The 15,813-nt window shown below is 53.3% G+C and carries 16 protein-coding genes and 1 tRNA gene; 3 read left to right on the top strand and 14 right to left on the bottom strand.

The window, feature by feature from the left end:
• Window positions 1-38: 38 nt before the first annotated feature.
• The 14 genes from kdsB to B5F76_RS10910 all read right to left on the bottom strand — a co-directional run bounded on the left by kdsB (window position 39) and on the right by B5F76_RS10910 (window position 14,262).
• The gene (gene kdsB / locus B5F76_RS10980) at window positions 39-1,265 is read right to left on the bottom strand and encodes a 3-deoxy-manno-octulosonate cytidylyltransferase (protein WP_087354492.1); all 1,227 of its coding nucleotides are present in this window, start codon (window positions 1,263-1,265) and stop codon (window positions 39-41) included.
• Window positions 1,262-2,101 (bottom strand): 3-deoxy-8-phosphooctulonate synthase, encoded by an 840-nt coding sequence (gene kdsA / locus B5F76_RS10975; RefSeq protein WP_087354490.1) that lies wholly within the window; start codon window positions 2,099-2,101, stop codon window positions 1,262-1,264. Before kdsA ends, kdsB begins: the two co-directional genes overlap by 4 nt.
• Before the next feature lie 13 nt (window positions 2,102-2,114).
• Window positions 2,115-3,986, bottom strand: coding sequence for a polysaccharide biosynthesis/export family protein (locus B5F76_RS10970; protein WP_087354488.1), 1,872 nt, complete (start codon window positions 3,984-3,986; stop codon window positions 2,115-2,117).
• Between the two features lie 8 nt (window positions 3,987-3,994).
• Complete coding sequence (locus tag B5F76_RS10965; protein ID WP_162608815.1) at window positions 3,995-4,924, bottom strand: capsule biosynthesis protein; 930 nt, start codon at window positions 4,922-4,924, stop codon at window positions 3,995-3,997.
• A 691-nt stretch (window positions 4,925-5,615) separates the two neighbouring features.
• A complete protein-coding gene (locus B5F76_RS10960; RefSeq protein ID WP_087354486.1) occupies window positions 5,616-6,281 on the bottom strand; it encodes an ABC transporter ATP-binding protein in 666 nt (221 codons plus the stop codon).
• Window positions 6,278-7,078, bottom strand: a complete 801-nt coding sequence (locus B5F76_RS10955) for an ABC transporter permease (RefSeq protein ID WP_087354484.1) — start codon at window positions 7,076-7,078, stop codon at window positions 6,278-6,280. The genes B5F76_RS10960 and B5F76_RS10955 overlap by 4 nt, the downstream gene beginning before the upstream one ends.
• Window positions 7,075-7,290 carry a hypothetical protein gene (locus B5F76_RS15370; RefSeq protein WP_239407036.1) on the bottom strand — a complete coding sequence of 72 codons (216 nt, stop codon included), beginning with the start codon at window positions 7,288-7,290 and terminating at the stop codon, window positions 7,075-7,077. The genes B5F76_RS10955 and B5F76_RS15370 overlap by 4 nt, the downstream gene beginning before the upstream one ends.
• 122 nt (window positions 7,291-7,412) lie before the next feature.
• Window positions 7,413-8,420 (bottom strand): KpsF/GutQ family sugar-phosphate isomerase, encoded by a 1,008-nt coding sequence (locus B5F76_RS10945; RefSeq protein ID WP_087354481.1) that lies wholly within the window; start codon window positions 8,418-8,420, stop codon window positions 7,413-7,415.
• Between the two features lie 575 nt (window positions 8,421-8,995).
• The gene (locus tag B5F76_RS10940; protein ID WP_087354480.1) at window positions 8,996-9,466 is read right to left on the bottom strand and encodes a YhcH/YjgK/YiaL family protein; all 471 of its coding nucleotides are present in this window, start codon (window positions 9,464-9,466) and stop codon (window positions 8,996-8,998) included.
• Between the two features lie 394 nt (window positions 9,467-9,860).
• Window positions 9,861-10,208 carry a DVU0772 family protein gene (locus B5F76_RS10930; RefSeq protein ID WP_087354476.1) on the bottom strand — a complete coding sequence of 116 codons (348 nt, stop codon included), beginning with the start codon at window positions 10,206-10,208 and terminating at the stop codon, window positions 9,861-9,863.
• Window positions 10,209-10,261: 53 nt separating this feature from the next.
• Window positions 10,262-11,044, bottom strand: a complete 783-nt coding sequence (locus tag B5F76_RS10925; RefSeq protein WP_087354474.1) for an RNA methyltransferase — start codon at window positions 11,042-11,044, stop codon at window positions 10,262-10,264.
• An 11-nt stretch (window positions 11,045-11,055) separates the two neighbouring features.
• Window positions 11,056-11,694, bottom strand: a complete 639-nt coding sequence (locus B5F76_RS10920) for a DUF456 domain-containing protein (RefSeq protein WP_239407035.1) — start codon at window positions 11,692-11,694, stop codon at window positions 11,056-11,058.
• A 94-nt stretch (window positions 11,695-11,788) separates the two neighbouring features.
• A complete protein-coding gene (locus tag B5F76_RS10915; protein ID WP_087354472.1) occupies window positions 11,789-13,096 on the bottom strand; it encodes a phenylacetate--CoA ligase family protein in 1,308 nt (435 codons plus the stop codon).
• A 77-nt stretch (window positions 13,097-13,173) separates the two neighbouring features.
• Window positions 13,174-14,262 (bottom strand): DUF1786 family protein, encoded by a 1,089-nt coding sequence (locus tag B5F76_RS10910; protein ID WP_239407034.1) that lies wholly within the window; start codon window positions 14,260-14,262, stop codon window positions 13,174-13,176.
• Between the two features lie 272 nt (window positions 14,263-14,534).
• Here B5F76_RS10910 and B5F76_RS10905 point away from each other — a divergent pair.
• The 3 genes from B5F76_RS10905 (at window position 14,535) to B5F76_RS10890 (ending at window position 15,721) form a co-directional block, all read left to right on the top strand.
• Window positions 14,535-14,618 (top strand) — tRNA-Leu (locus B5F76_RS10905).
• 198 nt (window positions 14,619-14,816) lie between these two features.
• Window positions 14,817-15,014, top strand: a complete 198-nt coding sequence (gene rpsU / locus B5F76_RS10895; protein ID WP_087354468.1) for a 30S ribosomal protein S21 — start codon at window positions 14,817-14,819, stop codon at window positions 15,012-15,014.
• Window positions 15,015-15,238: 224 nt separating this feature from the next.
• A complete protein-coding gene (locus B5F76_RS10890; RefSeq protein WP_087354466.1) occupies window positions 15,239-15,721 on the top strand; it encodes a hypothetical protein in 483 nt (160 codons plus the stop codon).
• Window positions 15,722-15,813 lie beyond the last annotated feature (92 nt).

Below are 15,813 nucleotides of genomic sequence, written 5' to 3'. Positions count from 1 at the left end.
AGAAATTATTAATAAAATAATTTAATAAAATATATTTTTTAAAAGTATTTATTTGTTTTATTATTTATTATTAAATCTACAACATCTCTAAAAGCTCCACATCCGCCATCTTTTTGTATTACTATATCTGCTTTTTCTCTCACATATTTAGGAGCATCTTTAACTGTTATAGATACAGAACATAAGCAAAATGCTTTTACATCCGGTATATCATCACCAATAAATGCAACTTCTTTTGAAGTTACTCCATATTGCTTCATAATTTTAACAAGAGCTGTACATTTATCTAATTGGCCTAATACTGCTTCAGTAATTTTAAGTTCTTCTATTCTCTTTCTAAGCGCTATACAATCCCTACCAGATATAATTGCTACATTTATTCCTATACTTTGTAATAATTTTACACCTAATCCATCTCTTGCATTAAAGCGTTTAAAAATTTCACCATCTTGTCCATAATATAAACTTCCATCTGTAAGAATTCCATCAACATCTGTGACAATTAATTTTACACTTTTTAATCGTTCAATTGCTTCATACTTTTTTCTTTTTATAAAAACTTCTCTTACTTTTTCTAAGTCTTCTTGCGTATCGATACCTGTGTTTATAGTTGAAATTTTAATTACAGATATTGGAATACCAGCTTGAATAAAACGCAATTGTTCTAATTTTTCAGCATGTTCAAGAGGAGACACAGGTAAATTCACAAAAGAGCGCAATATTTCTCTTCTATATGCATATACACCAATATGTCTCAAATAATTCATTGTATCGTTTAATTCACATATATACGGTAAAGGATAGCGACTAAAATATAATGCATTTCCAATATGATCCAAAACAACCTTTACATTATTTGGATTCATTGCCTCTTCTTTGTTTATATGACAACACAGCGTAGCAACTTGAACATCATCCAGAGTGAAGACATTCAATAACTTCTCAATGTTCGATGATTCTAGGAGTGGCTCATCGCCTTGAACATTGACATATACGTCGGCGTCAACAATTTTTGATACCTCGCTCACCCTATCAGAGCCAGACTGACAATCAGCCGATGTCATCAACGCCTTGCCACCAAAGTCCCGCACCACTTCAGCAATGCGCTCATCATCGGTTGCCACAAAGACTTCATCCAAGCCATGGACGCGCGCAACAACTTCCCAGACGCGCTGAATGAGTGGCTTGCCACATATATCAAGCAAAGGTTTTCCCGGCAGGCGGGTTGACCCATAGCGCGCTGGAATGACAGCTACTGCTTTCATGCTCTTTCCTCCTTTGCCAAGTGATCAAATGCTTTCAACTCAGTGAGCAACTTGGGCAAAGCCTTCAAAGCCAACATATTGGGGCCATCGCAGGGAGCCTTGTCTGGATCCGGGTGCACTTCCATGAAGATCCCGGCTATGCCTATGGATACTGCTGCCCGAGCCAGGAGCGGCACAAACTCTCGCTGTCCCCCGCTGCAAGAGCCAAGAGCTCCTGGAAGCTGTACGGAATGGGTCGCGTCAAAGATAACCGGCGCACCAGTCCTCTTCATGATCTCAAGTCCGCGCATATCTACGACCAGATTGCCATAGCCAAAACTTGTGCCGCGTTCGCACAGGCAAATACGCTCATTGCCTGTCGCCCTGGCTTTTTGAAGCACGTTCTCCATCTCCCAGGGAGCGAGGAATTGTCCCTTCTTTATGTTGGCTGGCTTGCCCGTAGCGGCAACAGCCTCAATGAGATCCGTCTGACGGCAAAGAAAGGCAGGCGTCTGTAACATATCCACCACTTCGGCCACGGGCTTTGCCTGCTCAGGCAAATGCACATCTGTCAGAACCGGCACATCCACCTTTTCCCGTACTTCGGCCAGAATAGACAGTCCTTCGGACATACCCACGCCGCGAAACGACGAGCTGGATGAACGGTTGGCCTTGTCAAAGCTGGACTTGTAGACAAAGGGCATACCCACTGTGGCAAAAATCTCTTTAAGAGCAGACGCCACTTCCAGAGCCTGTGTTCTTCCCTCAATTGCGCAGGGGCCCGCAATGCAAAACAAGGGAGCCTGATTGTCCACCTGCCCTACATTTCTGCCATGAAACTCAAATACAAATCCCATATATTCTCCTTTCTTACAGGCCCACTGCGACCTTGACGGCGACTGCCATCTGGTACAGCACCTGGGTCACGTCCTTGACCAGTTGCAGATTCTTGGAATCAAACTTGGGCATGACCAGGATACGATCTCCTGGCTCAATCTCCTGTCCCCTGGCTCGAGACACTTCACCGTTCAGGCCGACAATCAGGATATTGCTGGAATCGGCACGATCGGAAAGACCTCCTGCTCCATTCAAATATCCTTTCAGCTTGAGTCCCTTCTCCCAGGTGACTGCCGTGGGGATGAGGACCTCACCAGAAATATGAACTACGTCCGTCTTTCTCGGGATTATGATCTCGTCTCCTTCTTCCAGAAGCACATCCGATATCTTGCCGTCCCTGGACACGACCAGGACTCCATCGGGCTCCATCTGCGAAGCGCGCTGCACGAAATTCTGGATGAGCTCTGCTTCCTTGACGCGAATCTCGGCCTCATCGACTGAAGACGAAGTTGCTGTCAGGGCACTCTGTTCCAGACGACGCAGAGCGTCCTGGATAATAACCTTCTGTTCTGCAGCCACACTCTTGCGGCGGATATAGATGGAATTGATGTCCGCGAGCTCCGGCTCCACAGACACGTATTCTAATAGTGTCTTCAGCTTGGTTTCCTTGAGCACTGGAAAGCGCGAGGCGCCATGGATGGCGCCGGAGGCCGCCACCATGATGGTATGACCACGGGTGTCTGCTACAAATTCTACCCTGTCCCCATCCTCAAGACGCAGGGAGCGAAATTCCCTCAAAGTCACATAGACATTGTAGGGAGCACCATTGCGAGTGCCGACCACGCTTACATGGGAGACACCGTTCATGGGCATGGCGTAGGTCAAAAGATCCCTGCCCCTGGCAGATCCCGAGAATTCGTAGCGGGCAGCTTGGCGCAGCATACCGTAGGCAGCCACGGACAATCCAAAGGATTCCACCAATATGGTGTCTCCGTCCTTGAGACGAATATTGGGCAGATCGCCATAGAGCATATATTTGTAGAGATCCACGCGACCTATGGTCTTCTTGCCACGCAATATCTTGATATTTCTGTAGCTACCCTGATCCGGCAGGATTCCCCCAGCCCTGTCCAGATAGGACATGACAGAGTCCTGAGGACCGCCAGCATAACGGCCGGGGTTTGGCACATTGCCTGCAACATAGACTGCCACTGGTTGGGCGCTTTGCAGGTTCACGTAGATGTTCACGTTTTCCGGGAACACGGCAGTCAGCTTGGAACGCACGGCCTGGGACAAAGAGCTTTGTGTCAGGCCAGCCACCTGCACTGGTCCCACCTCAGGCAGAAAGATGTTGCCCTGCTGATCCACAAAGAGCACATCGTCGTAGCTTCTTGCCCCCCAGATGCGGACAGTTATCCGATCACCGGGAAGAATGACGTAATCGCCATTCATCCCACTGCCATAGGTGGAAGCAAAGTTTCCCTGGAAGAGATTGGCACCAAAGGGCTGCAAGCCAAGCGTCAAATCGCCAAGGTAGTGCCCTTGAGCCCAAGCAGGAAGGCCGGACGCAGACTGCTTTTGCATGTCCTTAAGGGACATCTGCCCCTGAAACATTCCAACCTGGCCATACTGGCCAAATTGTCCATACTGACCAGAGAATTGTTGCTGTCCCTGCTGATTTGCCTGTTGGTAGCCGCCAGGAAGATAGGACGGAGGCCTTGTGGCAGGCATGCCCTGTATGCCACCGCTACCACCGGGGTTGGGATTGCCGGATTTGCCCATGGTGCCACCATAGGTAGCCTGGCTGGTTGCCTGATTGGCGGTCTGCTGCGGAGCGACTACTGCAAGGGCAGGACTTGCCAGTGTCAGCGTCAGTATAAGGGAAAGGAGAAGTTGGCTTTTCATGGCTAATATCAAAACCCCGCGTGCTCGCGCACGGCAGCGATAATCAGAGAACAAATCCCAACGATCACGAGAGCACCCACGAACACAAAGAGCGTGAACAGGAAGGGACGTGGATAGAGAGATTCGTCGGGCAAGACCGGAATCTGGAAGGCGACGACGTAACGGGACTGGGCCTCAGCTTTCACCCTGGCAGCCTCCAGCGAGGTCATGGCAGATACGAGCTGTTGACGGGCAAATTCACTCTCAATCTGCAAATCCTCGTATTCCCCGGCAATGGAAGTCATACTCCCGGATTTGGATTCGCCAGCCAGACGCAATTTTTCCGCGGCAAGCTGCTTTTCCACTGCGGCCAAACGTGCTCTCAGTCCCACCAGAGCCGGAGCGTCCTTGCTCATGTAGGTAGAAGCCTCGGCAATCTGAGCCTTGGTCTTCACCACTTCGCTTTCCAGCTCGCTGACAATGCCCTGCAGGCCTCCGGCGGTACTGGTTGGATCCAGCATGCCACTGCGATCCCTGAAAGCCCGCATGGCCTCCTGAGCCTTGCTCACCCGCCCTTCCGCAGTTTTTACCTCGCGCATAGCGAGGGTGATGGCATCGTCCTGAGCCCTACGACTCATGGCGTTGACAAGAGCCTCGCTCTTGGCGAGCACCGCTTCCGCAAGCTTTTGGGCTACGTCGGGCTCATAAGCCTTGACGCTCAACGCGACTATGCCTGTCTCTGGATCCAGGGAGGGCTTCACTGCCCACTGCCAATAATCGAGACGTTCATCTCGCGTGGCATCTCCTTCCAGGCGGCTTATGATATCGTAGTCGTGGCTTGCGAAGTGATCAAAGATATGCAGTTCCTTGTCCACGGCCTCCATGATGTCCGGTGACTGAATGTATTCGGTCACGATGTTGACATCCGTACCAATGGTAGAGCCTGCTGGTAAAAGCATCGAAACAAGTCCCCCAGAATCAATTATACCATTGTCAGCGCCACGGACTGCAAAGCGAGCTTCAGCTATGTACATGGGGGATGCCCATAGTCCAAAATAGATGAGAGACAGGAATGTCGGCACAAGCAGGCAAAAGAGCACAAGCTTCATGCCGGGGGACAAGCACGAACTGATTTTCTCTACTGTCGTGATCACCGGACGTGCCGTCAGAACCAAATCGGGTATGACGAGTTTGCCCTCCTGTTTTGGGACAACCTTGCTGTCCTTTAGCTCATTTCCGGTGCTAGCAGACGGAAGACTGCCCTTGTCCTGAGCAACAGGCTTTGCCGAAGGCACGCTACTGGTCTTCGGAGCCACCTGGGCCTTTGACTGAGCCGTAGCCGGCTTATCAGTCCCAACAGGTTTTGATGCTGGCGCTGCAGGAGCTGAAGCCGAAACTTTATTCTCCGCAGTTGGCACAGGTTTTGAGGATGCCGCTGGACTGACTTTCGGCGCTGCCGGGCTCTTGGGCTGGACCTGAACCGCAGCCTGTTTGTCGGCCCCTGTTGGTGCGGCCGCAGCAGAGTTGCTCACAGATGCCAACTTTGTGGGCGCAGCGTTCGGAGCCTTGTTCTCTCCGGCTGCCGCAGCCGCAGGCTTCACAGGCACAGCTGACGCAGCTTTAATCGCCTCAGGAGCTGTGATTGTCTTGTTAGTGTCCGGCATTGCAGATCCCCGTATACACGCGCAGAGCGTCCGTCAGCTTGTCGTAGACTGTCAGCACGCCATTGTTCAGGACAGCCGCACTGTCGCAATTCTTGCGGATGGTAGCGACACTGTGCGACACGACAACAAGAGTCGCGTGTGCCTTGCGCTCCGCGAAAAGCTTCTCCGCCTTGGCTCTAAAGGAAGCATCACCAACAGACCAGGCCTCGTCTATGAGGTAAAAATCAAAGCCTATGGACATGCTGAGGCCAAAGGCCAGCTTGGAGCGCATGCCGGAAGAATAGGTTTTCACGGGCATGTCCATGTAGGGGCCAAGCTCGGTAAAGTCCTCTACAAAATCCGTCACTTCCTGGATGTTCGCCCCGTAGATGCGACTGGTGAAGCGAAGATTTTCCCGTCCTGTCAGGCTTCCGTTGAAACAGCCGGAAAAACCTATGGGCCAGGAAACTCGTCCCTTGCGAACTATTGTTCCCTTGTCAGGACGCTCGGTACCACTGATAATGCGGATGAGCGTGGACTTGCCCTGTCCGTTCAAGCCCAGGATCCCCATATTCACGCCTGTGCGAAAGGTAATACTGACGTCATAGAGGACGTCCTTTACCTGGCCGTGGGGTAGACGGTAGGATTTATAGATGTGGGAGAGTTCAATCACTTGATCTCCCTCCCACGAGCGTAGCGCTCAAGAAGCAGGCCGAGACTGATGGAAGCAAAGCACCATGCTAAGATGTAGCCAATACTGTACATAAGGGGCGCACAAGAGGCAGAAAAACCGGCTCTTTGCCACTCGATGATTTGAGCTACAGGATTGTACAAAAGAGGGGTTGAGAAGCGAGCCGGAAGCTCGGAGACCTGAAAAAACAAACCTGACACAAAAAAGAGAATGCGCATCAGGATGGGGACAAGTCTTTCAAGGGTAGACCAGAAGCGTGCCAATGAGGCAAAGACCAGTCCCACACCCCAGCCAAGCAGGGGTGCCACGAACAAAGTGGCTGCCAGGGATTCCGGGTGGCGCAGCTCCACAGGCTCACCCAAGGCAGCCGCGATGGAGAGAAGGATGCCCGCACAGAGAAGCTGAGTGCCCCAAACAACGATGAGCCTCGCGATCATGAGATCCAGTTCCGTCACCTGGGGGAAGGTCAAAAGAGCCTGATTGGCACGCACAGCAGTCATGCAGCGCACTGCCGTATCACTGAACATGTACCAGGGGATGAAGCCACAGAGCATAAACACGGCCATACTCATGCCGTGAGGGGCATGGGCGCCAACAAATTCACGCATTCCCCAGAAAATCGCGATATTGAACGCTGTTTGAATAATCGCCCAGAGATACCCCAGCCTGGTATTGCCGTAGAGAGTATGCACCTCACGCATGGCAAGGGCATAGATCACCCTTCCCTGCACGGTGAGCGCGGACGAGACAGATGGTGTGGGAACTGCCTGGGACATCATCTCGGCATGTTGTCAAAAATGGTGGGAATGACGCGCCAGCCCTGCTCTTCCCGGCAGACTGCAGCCCTGTACTGCATGGCGCCCTGAACGATGTTGATGGGGCGGCACTGGTTGCCAAGACCCGAAATATAGGTTGATCCGGCAGTCACGGTGACAGCCCCATAGGGGCTCTGGGCAAAGGATTGAGCGATACCATTGGGAAGCCCGGCCACCTGTTCCGCAAAGGACGGTACTGGAGGATTCTCTTTTTCCTGCGCAGTATAATTGCCGCTACGCAGTGCACACGCTGGTAAAGCGAGGCAAAAGATCAAGAGTGCAAGAATATGCAGACGCACTACTCCACCCCCGCGCGCAGGCAGTCATGGACGTTTACAATTCCCACAGGAATGCCATCACACATGACAAAAAGCGAGGTAATCTCATTTTTCTGCATAAGCCGCATTGCAGCCACTGCCAAGGCAGATTCCTCAACAATCACTGGATTGGGATGCATGATCTCGCCCGCAGTCTTGTTCATCAGCCCAGGCCCCATATGACGCCGCAGATCACCGTCCGTGATAATGCCCACAAGCCGATTTCCCTCCAGGACTCCAGCCACCCCAAATCCCTTGCCTGTCATCTGGCAGAGAACATCGGACATGGGGGAGGAGACTGAAAGTAACGGCATTTCCTCTCCTTCGTGCATGATCTCCCGGACAGTGAGCAGTTTGCGTCCCAAAGATCCTCCGGGGTGCCAGCGATGAAACTCTTCCGGAGTGCAGCCTCGACGGCGCATCAATGTCAGGGCAAGCGCGTCCCCCAGGGCCATCTGCAGTGTCGTGGACGTGGTAGGCGCACAGTCCAAGGGATCAGCTTCCGGCACAAGGGGCAGGAGCAGGGTATGGGTCGAATGCTGTGCAAGCATGCTGTCCGCATTGCGAGTGACACCTATGAGAGGAATACTTCTCCGGACAGAATACAGAACAATATCCGACAGCTCTGCCGTATTGCCGGAATTTGAGAACGCCAAGACAGCATCGCGAGTCGTGAGCATTCCCAAATCGCCGTGACTCGCCTCCGCGGGATGAATGAAGTAGGCGGGCGATCCTGTTGATGCCATTGTCGCTGCTACCTTGCGGGCCACATGACCACTCTTGCCCATACCGGTAACTGCTATGCGCCCCCTGATGCCAAACAGGCAGTCCACCACATCGCAGAAAGCAGAAGTGAGTCCCTGCGCCATCAGAGTCAGGGCATGTGCCTCCTGCTGCAGGACAGATGTAGCAAATGTTACCTCATCCTGGCTTTCATGCCGGATAGCATTGGGACAAGTACAAGCGTCCGATTCAATGAGCTCTGGCATACGAATACTCTCCCCCACAAAGAGCATACAAGACTAGCATTTGGGTACATAATGGTCTGTATGATTGAAAGTTGCACTGTCAGTAAGTGGGGAAAAGCTTTATCCGAAGCAAGCGTATAGAATCAGCACGTTTTATTTGATCGGAACAGGTTTGATTGGACGCTTTGTCAAGCAGGTGCAAGGTTGCAAATATGCGTCGTTAAGTGTATGTAACCACAAAATCTAACTGACAGTGCAACTGATAACTTTTTGCTCTTCAGGGTATTTGCGGATGGGCTCCCAATCTCCACTCATTGGCCCATCCCGCCAACCACAGTTTTCATCTCTGTGAAGAGCGCGAATTCCAGAATCAATTGCAACATCCGACTTGGGCTCCTGTAGATTCCCTCAGCTCCGCACGAGTTGTTCGTGCCTCATGACCTACGCAAAAGCCAAGCTACTGTCTAGTTGCAAAAATCCGCCATACTACTTCGGCAATGAAATTCAATGATTTTATCTAGATATACGTTTGCGGACTTTTCAATTTAGACACTACTATTATCCCCTCGGCTCCGCCGAGAGGATATCTATCAAAATTATTGAAGCAGTTTTGCAGCGACTTTGACTACGACTTTTTTATATTTACCATCACCGATCAAAAGACCTGGAGCATGCAGCTCACCGGGGAAGTAGATAACAAACATCCCCAAATGCATGGTAATCGAATGAATCGATTCTGATACAGAATAAAAAGCAATATCATCTTTCTGTATTCTATCCTCAACAGGAAGAGAATTTAATGAAGCAGTAGTGATATCCTGGCGTTCATGTCCTGTTAGAAGCATTTGGACATCAATGTATTTATGATGCAGCTCAAAACGTCGTTCATTTTCATTCTTACCTGTCCCGCATTCAATATTTGCAAAAATATCATTTTCTTGAATCAAATATCTACCCGGCAATGCCTTTTCTGGATCAAGCGATTTCAAAAAATCAACTGCTCTATTTAATGCATCAGGAAAATATTTTTTATCTTCTTTCCATCTTGCAAGTGTACCAATAAACATAATTTTTCCTCAACAGAATTTAATTTTTATAGTTACTCAGCTTCAGAGATTTGTGCCCAAGTCTCTGCTTGTCCCTGTTGGACATCGGGCAAACAAGAGTGCCAAGAGGCCTGTAAAGACTTCTTCAGTCAAGTTCGGCAATCTGTACATCGACTGCCAAAAGTTGTCAGAAAATGTCTCCTCTTCATCAGCCTCTTTGGGCTTACCGTTTGCTTCTCGTATTGGCGACAATTCCAGTTTCACAGGGACGCCTCCACCGCACGCGATGCTACTCATATTATGCCCGGCCAATCAAGCCCACTGTCGAAGTTGAGTAGAGACAAAACCAAAAATCCCGCGTTCTTCCCCCATACAGGGAATGACGCGGGATGCCATATTGTGGTCTTGAGCTTGATCAGGCTATGCCCATCTCGTTTTTCAGCCAGTGCTTGATATTGTCGGTAGGAGCGCTGATGCCCTTGAGGCCGTGGTTTTCCTTTTCGAAGTCTGCGAGAAGCATGTCCGGCACGGGCATGGTGTAGATGTCCTGGGCGTTTTCGGAATTCCTGTGCACAAGGCGAATCATGGGCCTTGGCCCCCAAGTGTCCACCACAAAGTAGTAGGACTCGTCGCTCTTGGAGCGCACGGGCGGATACTCGGAGTGCCAGTCGTTGTTGCCCCATTCGAGGTACATGGTGACCGCGTGCTCGGGGGTGAGATTCCAGGATATATCGTATGTTGCGAAGTCCTTCAGTGTTTTCATGACGAACCTCCAATATATGAGTGATTTGGTAGGAATCTCTCTATCAGGAATAATTATTCTTTGCAAGAACTTTTTTGCTCTGCTTCCTTTTTTCTTGTCCTTGTGCGTATCTGGCGGCACAGCCCCATGAAGGCCTCGTACTCGTGCTTGCGCAAATTGGCCCTGGCAAAGAATCTGCGCCAGGGCATGAGGAAGTAGGAGGGGTTGTCGCCGTGTATGACGTCAAGGCGCAACAGGGCCTCTTCCCACGATTTCATGAGCCTTTCCTCGTCCGCTGCTGTGATGAAGGAGGCGCCGGCCTCCTCACAGGTTCCTGTCCCCTTCGGAAGGCGGCTTTCGTGTGCGCGCACTGCCTTGTGGCATTCGTACAGGGTCAAGAGCACTGCCTGCGCAAGATTCAGGGAAGAGGCCTCGCCGGAGGTGGGGATGGTCACAATGTGCTGGCAAAGCTCTATGTGCTGGTTTTCCAGCCCCCTGTCCTCTGAGCCGAACACAAGGGAGACCTTGCGGCCCTCCTCCCTGGCCCTTGCCACCACCTCGCCCACTTCCCAGGGTGTCATGAGGCTTCTTCTCCAGCCCCCGGTGCGGGCAGTGGTGGCTATGGTCACGTGGGTGTCGCCAATGGCCTCGCCAAGACTCTCCTCGACACGCAAGCGCCCAAGCAGGGACTGTCCCTTGGGAGTGGCAAGGGGGGATGCCTTTTCCACATTCCAGCGTTCCGGTGTCACAAGGCGCAGATCGTCGCAGCCCATGTTGGCGCAGGCGCGCACTGCCATGCCCACATTCTCGGGAAAGCGCGTGTTCACAAGCACCACGCGCACATTCTCCAATTCCATGCCTTCCTCCTTCAGCAGACCAGACTTTGCGCAAAATTCATGACTGTGCTCATGGGGCCGTCATGCGGAAGAGGCCCTTGTGGCACTTCGGGAAGCCAGCGGAAGTGGAAGGGAAGATTTTGCGGATCCGGCCAGATGTACTGCATGGTGATGGCCCAGATGACCACGCCGCAGCCAAGCTTTGTGACAGTGCCAAGGAAGCGGCCGAACATGGCGCCAAGGGCTGCCCTTGCGGCAGTCTTCCAGTCCATGCCGCGCAAAAGCTCGAAGACAAAGCAACCGCACCAGGCGCCCAGCATGGCGCCAATGAAGGCTCCTATGCCAAAGAGGAAGGGTGCAAGCAGTATGGCGCCCACTATGGCGCCTATGACGCCTCCCACTGTGCCCGTGTTGCTTGAGCCGTACTTCTTGGCCTGCTTGACCTGCAAAAAGAACTCCATGACCTCGCCGACCACGGCAATAGCCAAGACTATGATCCAGTACCAGACGTTGAGGGCGCTCGGCATGGGCAGGACAAAGTGCCACACGGCAACCAGGATGAGCATGATCCAGTTTCCGGGAAGCCCGAAGACCGTGAGCAGCATCACAAGGCCCAGGACAAAGAGGAAGACCCCGCTTATGGCCGTGATTCCAAAGGCAAAGATTTCCACAAGACTGTACTCCTTAGGCTATGAAAAAACTCCCCCGAAACCTGATGCGTCCCGGGGGAGACAGTCGGTGTCAGGCATCCTGCCTGTCGTTTTCCTACTTGCTGTTGCGCTGATCCCTGAAGCGCACTGCCTTGCCCTCGCTGACTGGAAGCGAGTTGCTCTGCACAAGCTCGATTCTTGGCGTCACCAGGATTTCGTTCTTCAGGGCATGGGCAATCCTTGCCTGCAGGCCGCGCAGAACGCGCAGATCTTCCACAAAGTATTCCTCGCGGATCTCCACCTGCACGCGCAAGACGTCGCCCACGTTGTCGTTGTCGAGCAAGATGAGGTAGTTGCGGCCAACTTCGGGGAAGCGCATGAGCACGTCCTCGATCTGCTGCGGGTAGATGTTGACGCCCTTGCAGATGAACATGTCGTCGCTGCGGCCAAGGATGCGGTCTATACGGCGGTGTTCGCGGCCGCAGGGGCAGGTACCGGGCAGGAAACGGGTCAGATCCCTTGTCCTGTAGCGCAGTATGGGCATGCCCTCGCGCACAAGGGTGGTCATGACAAGCTCGCCCACCTCGCCAGGCTTTACGTGCTTGCCTGTCTCGGGATCCACTATTTCCGCAAAGTAGGCGTCTTCCCACACATGCAGGCCGTTTTGCTCAAGGCACTCAAAGCCCACGCTCGGGCCGTTCATTTCCGAAAGGCCGTAACTGTTGTAGACCTTCATGTTGAAGAGGGACTCTATGCGCCTTCTGAATGCGTCCGTGTAGGGCTCTGCGCCAACCACTGCTATGCGCAGCGGAAAGTCCGCAGGATCCTCGCCCATCTCGCGCAGCCTCTCGCCAAGGATAAGGGCGTAGGAGGGCAGGATGTGCGCCACCGTGGTGTGGAAGTCCTTCACAAGCTTTATCTGGCGGGCAGTGTTGCCAGCGCCTGCGGGAATGGTCATGCAGCCAAGGCGCTCTGCGCCTGCGTGTATGCCAAGGCCGCCTGTGAACAGGCCATAGCCGGACATGTTCTGGAACACGTCCTCGCGGCGCACGCCCACCATGTGCAGGCAGCGGGCCATGAGATCCGCCCAGGTGTTGAGATCGTTTTGCGTGTGGGCAATGGCCACGGGTGTTCCGGTCGTGCCGCTTGAGCAGTGCAGGCGGACAAGGTCTGCCTTGTCCACAATGACCAGCCCCAGGGGGTACTGCGAGCGCAGATCGTCCTTGGTGGTAAAGGGAATGCGCTCTATGTCGTCAAGGCTTTTTATGCTGTCCGGGCTCACTCCGGCCTCGTCCAGGCGCTTCCTGTAGAACTCGCACTTGTTGTAGACGCGGCTCACCACGTTTTTCAGGCGCGTGAGCTGTGTTGCCTCTATCTGATCGCGGCTCCAGAATTCGGCCGGATCGTATGCCTCTGCGTGCATGTTTCTCCCCCAACTGATTGTACGGTAGTGATGTATGATGGTATGTGAAATGGTTGTGGTCGTATGGTATTGATGGCCTACTGCGCAGAGATCCCCTGCTCCATCCTTGCGCAAAAGGCCCAGAGAAGCCCCATGGATCCGGCCAGCATCATGCTGCCAAAGGGCGCTATGAACTGGCCGCATCCGGAAAGCATGGCCCTGCCAGGCCCGCAGATGAAGGTGGGTATATAGCTTGCCTCCTCGCAGACAGGCCCGTAGGCAGTGCCGTGGCCGCCGCCCTGCTGGACAACGTCGCAAGGCAAAAAGCCCCTGCGAAATTCCCCGAGATCGGCCAGAAGCTCATCCCGCGTGCGCATGGAGGTGTGGTGCTCGTAGATGCCGCGCACAAGCCCCTTGTAGACCAGGGCGGCAAAGATATGGCCGTTGCCCACGTTCACGAAGGTAACACCCTCGCGAAAGCTCCGCTTGAGAAAGACGGGATCGAGCATGGCGCCAAGAAGCACCGCAGTTGCCGTGTCCGCCACAGGACCTCCGCTTGCAAGATGCACGGCATACATGCGCGTCATCTCTGAAAGCGGCACGTCGAAAAGCCAGGAGACGGGATCGGGATTTTGCTCAAGAAGGCTTGCGTAGCGGGCCATGCGCACCCTGCGGTTGCCTGAGCCCTTGCCCTGGAAGCCATGGTCCTGCACGGCACAAAGCACAAGGTTAGGTGAAGGCAAGTGGTGAGCCGCGAGCAGGGTCTGCCAGAGGGACAGGTCAAAGTCCCCCAAGCTCAGAGGCACAAAGCCTGCCGGACAGGTCTCGGCTATCTCTATGCCCATACCCCTGACTCTCTCGGGATCGTTGTGCAGGGCAGTGGCTGCAGCCGACGTTGCGGCAAGCCTATGTCCCTTCCTTATGAGAGCGAGGGCAGCCTTGGCAAAGCCTCCACCCATGTTCTGTCCGCACAGCCAGACATCGCGCCCCTCCTGCCCAAGCCGGACAAGCTCCTGTTCAATGCGACAGGCTGGAGATGGCAGGACAAACTTGGGCCAGTTCTCGACGCAAACTCCGGGCAGGGCCAAAAGGACGTCCTGGGTGCCTGTACCTATGTCCAGGCACAATACGGGCCCGGTTTTTGCCAAGCAGGTCTGAAAAAGCGCTTCCGCCTCTGCCTGTTCCACGATGTCCTCCAGGGGTTGTTGAGCTGTTGAGAGCTATTAATGAGCGTATGACGGGTGATGGGCCGCAGTGCGCGGCCAGAAAAACGGATTCAAAGAATAGCCGCCCTGCAGGGCAAGCGCAAGGGCAAGATTCGGGGCCCTTCAGGGGTTCCATTGCCCGTCGGAAGGGATTTTCCTGTAACAGATTTGGGGATGCCTGGCAGTTTTTTCAACTTTTTGCAAAAAAACGCTTGCCATTTGCCAAAATTGCCTGTAGAAGTTCTTTCTCAGTTGTCGAGGTGGTGGAACTGGTAGACACGCTGTCTTGAGGGGGCAGTGGCTATGCCGTGCGGGTTCAAGTCCCGCCCTCGACACCAGCTTTTTCAAGCTGATGCGTACATCCGTCAACCTCGAATTCCTCGAACGTTGCCGGATTTTTTCTTTGCCCTGCGCAAAGGACCGTATGGTCTCGCAAAAGGGCAGGAAGACCCCAACTGGACACCGTAGCGTCCATATGTTCCCGCAAGGGAATATGCGGCAATACGCCGACATCGAGACGGAAGGAGGTGATTTTCATGCCCGGAGTATTTCTCGACGACGACAACTTTGATCTGGCTCTGCGCCGCTTCAAGAAGCAGGTGGAGAAGGCTGGCATTCTTTCCGAAATGAGAAAGCGCGAGCACTATGAAAAGCCCAGTGTCCAGCGCAAGAAGAAGAAGGCTGCCGCAAGGAAGCGTCTTCTCAAGAAGATGAGAAAGGCCAACCAGGGATAGTTTCTATCCTGCCGATATCAAGGGTGATGTAACAGTCACCCTTTTTTGTTGCCCTTTTTTGCCCGTCTCTCCCCCTTCTTCTCCTGTCTTGCCCCGCGGGAAATACGCAAAAGCCCTTGCCATTTCCTGTCGTGAAGCGCACATTGCCAGTGTTGTTGCCGGGCTTGCAGTGGTCTGGCAAACCATCTGCCCGGACCCTTGTCCGGCCCCCCCTGGAGAAAACCATGTCCAGATTCTCTTCCCTTTGTCTTGCCGCAATACTGGCCATAGCCCTTGTGGCATCCACTGTGCAGGCTGAGGAAATCACAAATGAGTACTTTACCCTGAACGTGCCTGAAGGCTGGACCAAGACAGTAGCGCCTGTCCAGAACGGGGCCGTGACGGTCCTTTTGCAAAACAAGGCACTCTCCCTGAGCATCAGCGTTACTCCCGACCCCATTCCTGCCAGGAAGCTTGCCGAGCAGACAGCCAAGAACATGAAGTTTTCCGGCATCAGGTCCGGAGAACCTGTCCAGCAGGGGGACTCCTGTACTATTGCCTTCGAACAGAAGAGAAAGAAAATCAGCGGCATGAGCTACTTCACCTCCAACGGCAGCCAGGGCAGCATCATCACCATCATGGCACCTGTGGACACGGACGGCTTTGCCAGGGCCAGGGCCTTTTTGCAGGAGAACCTGAAGCCTGCGGACGCAAGGCACTCTCCCTGAGCATCAGCGTTACTCCCGACCCCATTCCTGCCAGGAAGCTTGCCGAGCAGACAGCCAAGAACATGAAGTTTTCCGGCATCAGGTCCGGAGAA

Origin of the sequence: Desulfovibrio sp. An276, from assembly GCF_002159665.1 — a bacterium.
Lineage (GTDB): Bacteria > Desulfobacterota > Desulfovibrionia > Desulfovibrionales > Desulfovibrionaceae > Desulfovibrio > Desulfovibrio faecigallinarum.
Note: the sequence above shows the minus strand (reverse complement) of the source record. Positions and strands in the feature narration are given on the sequence as shown.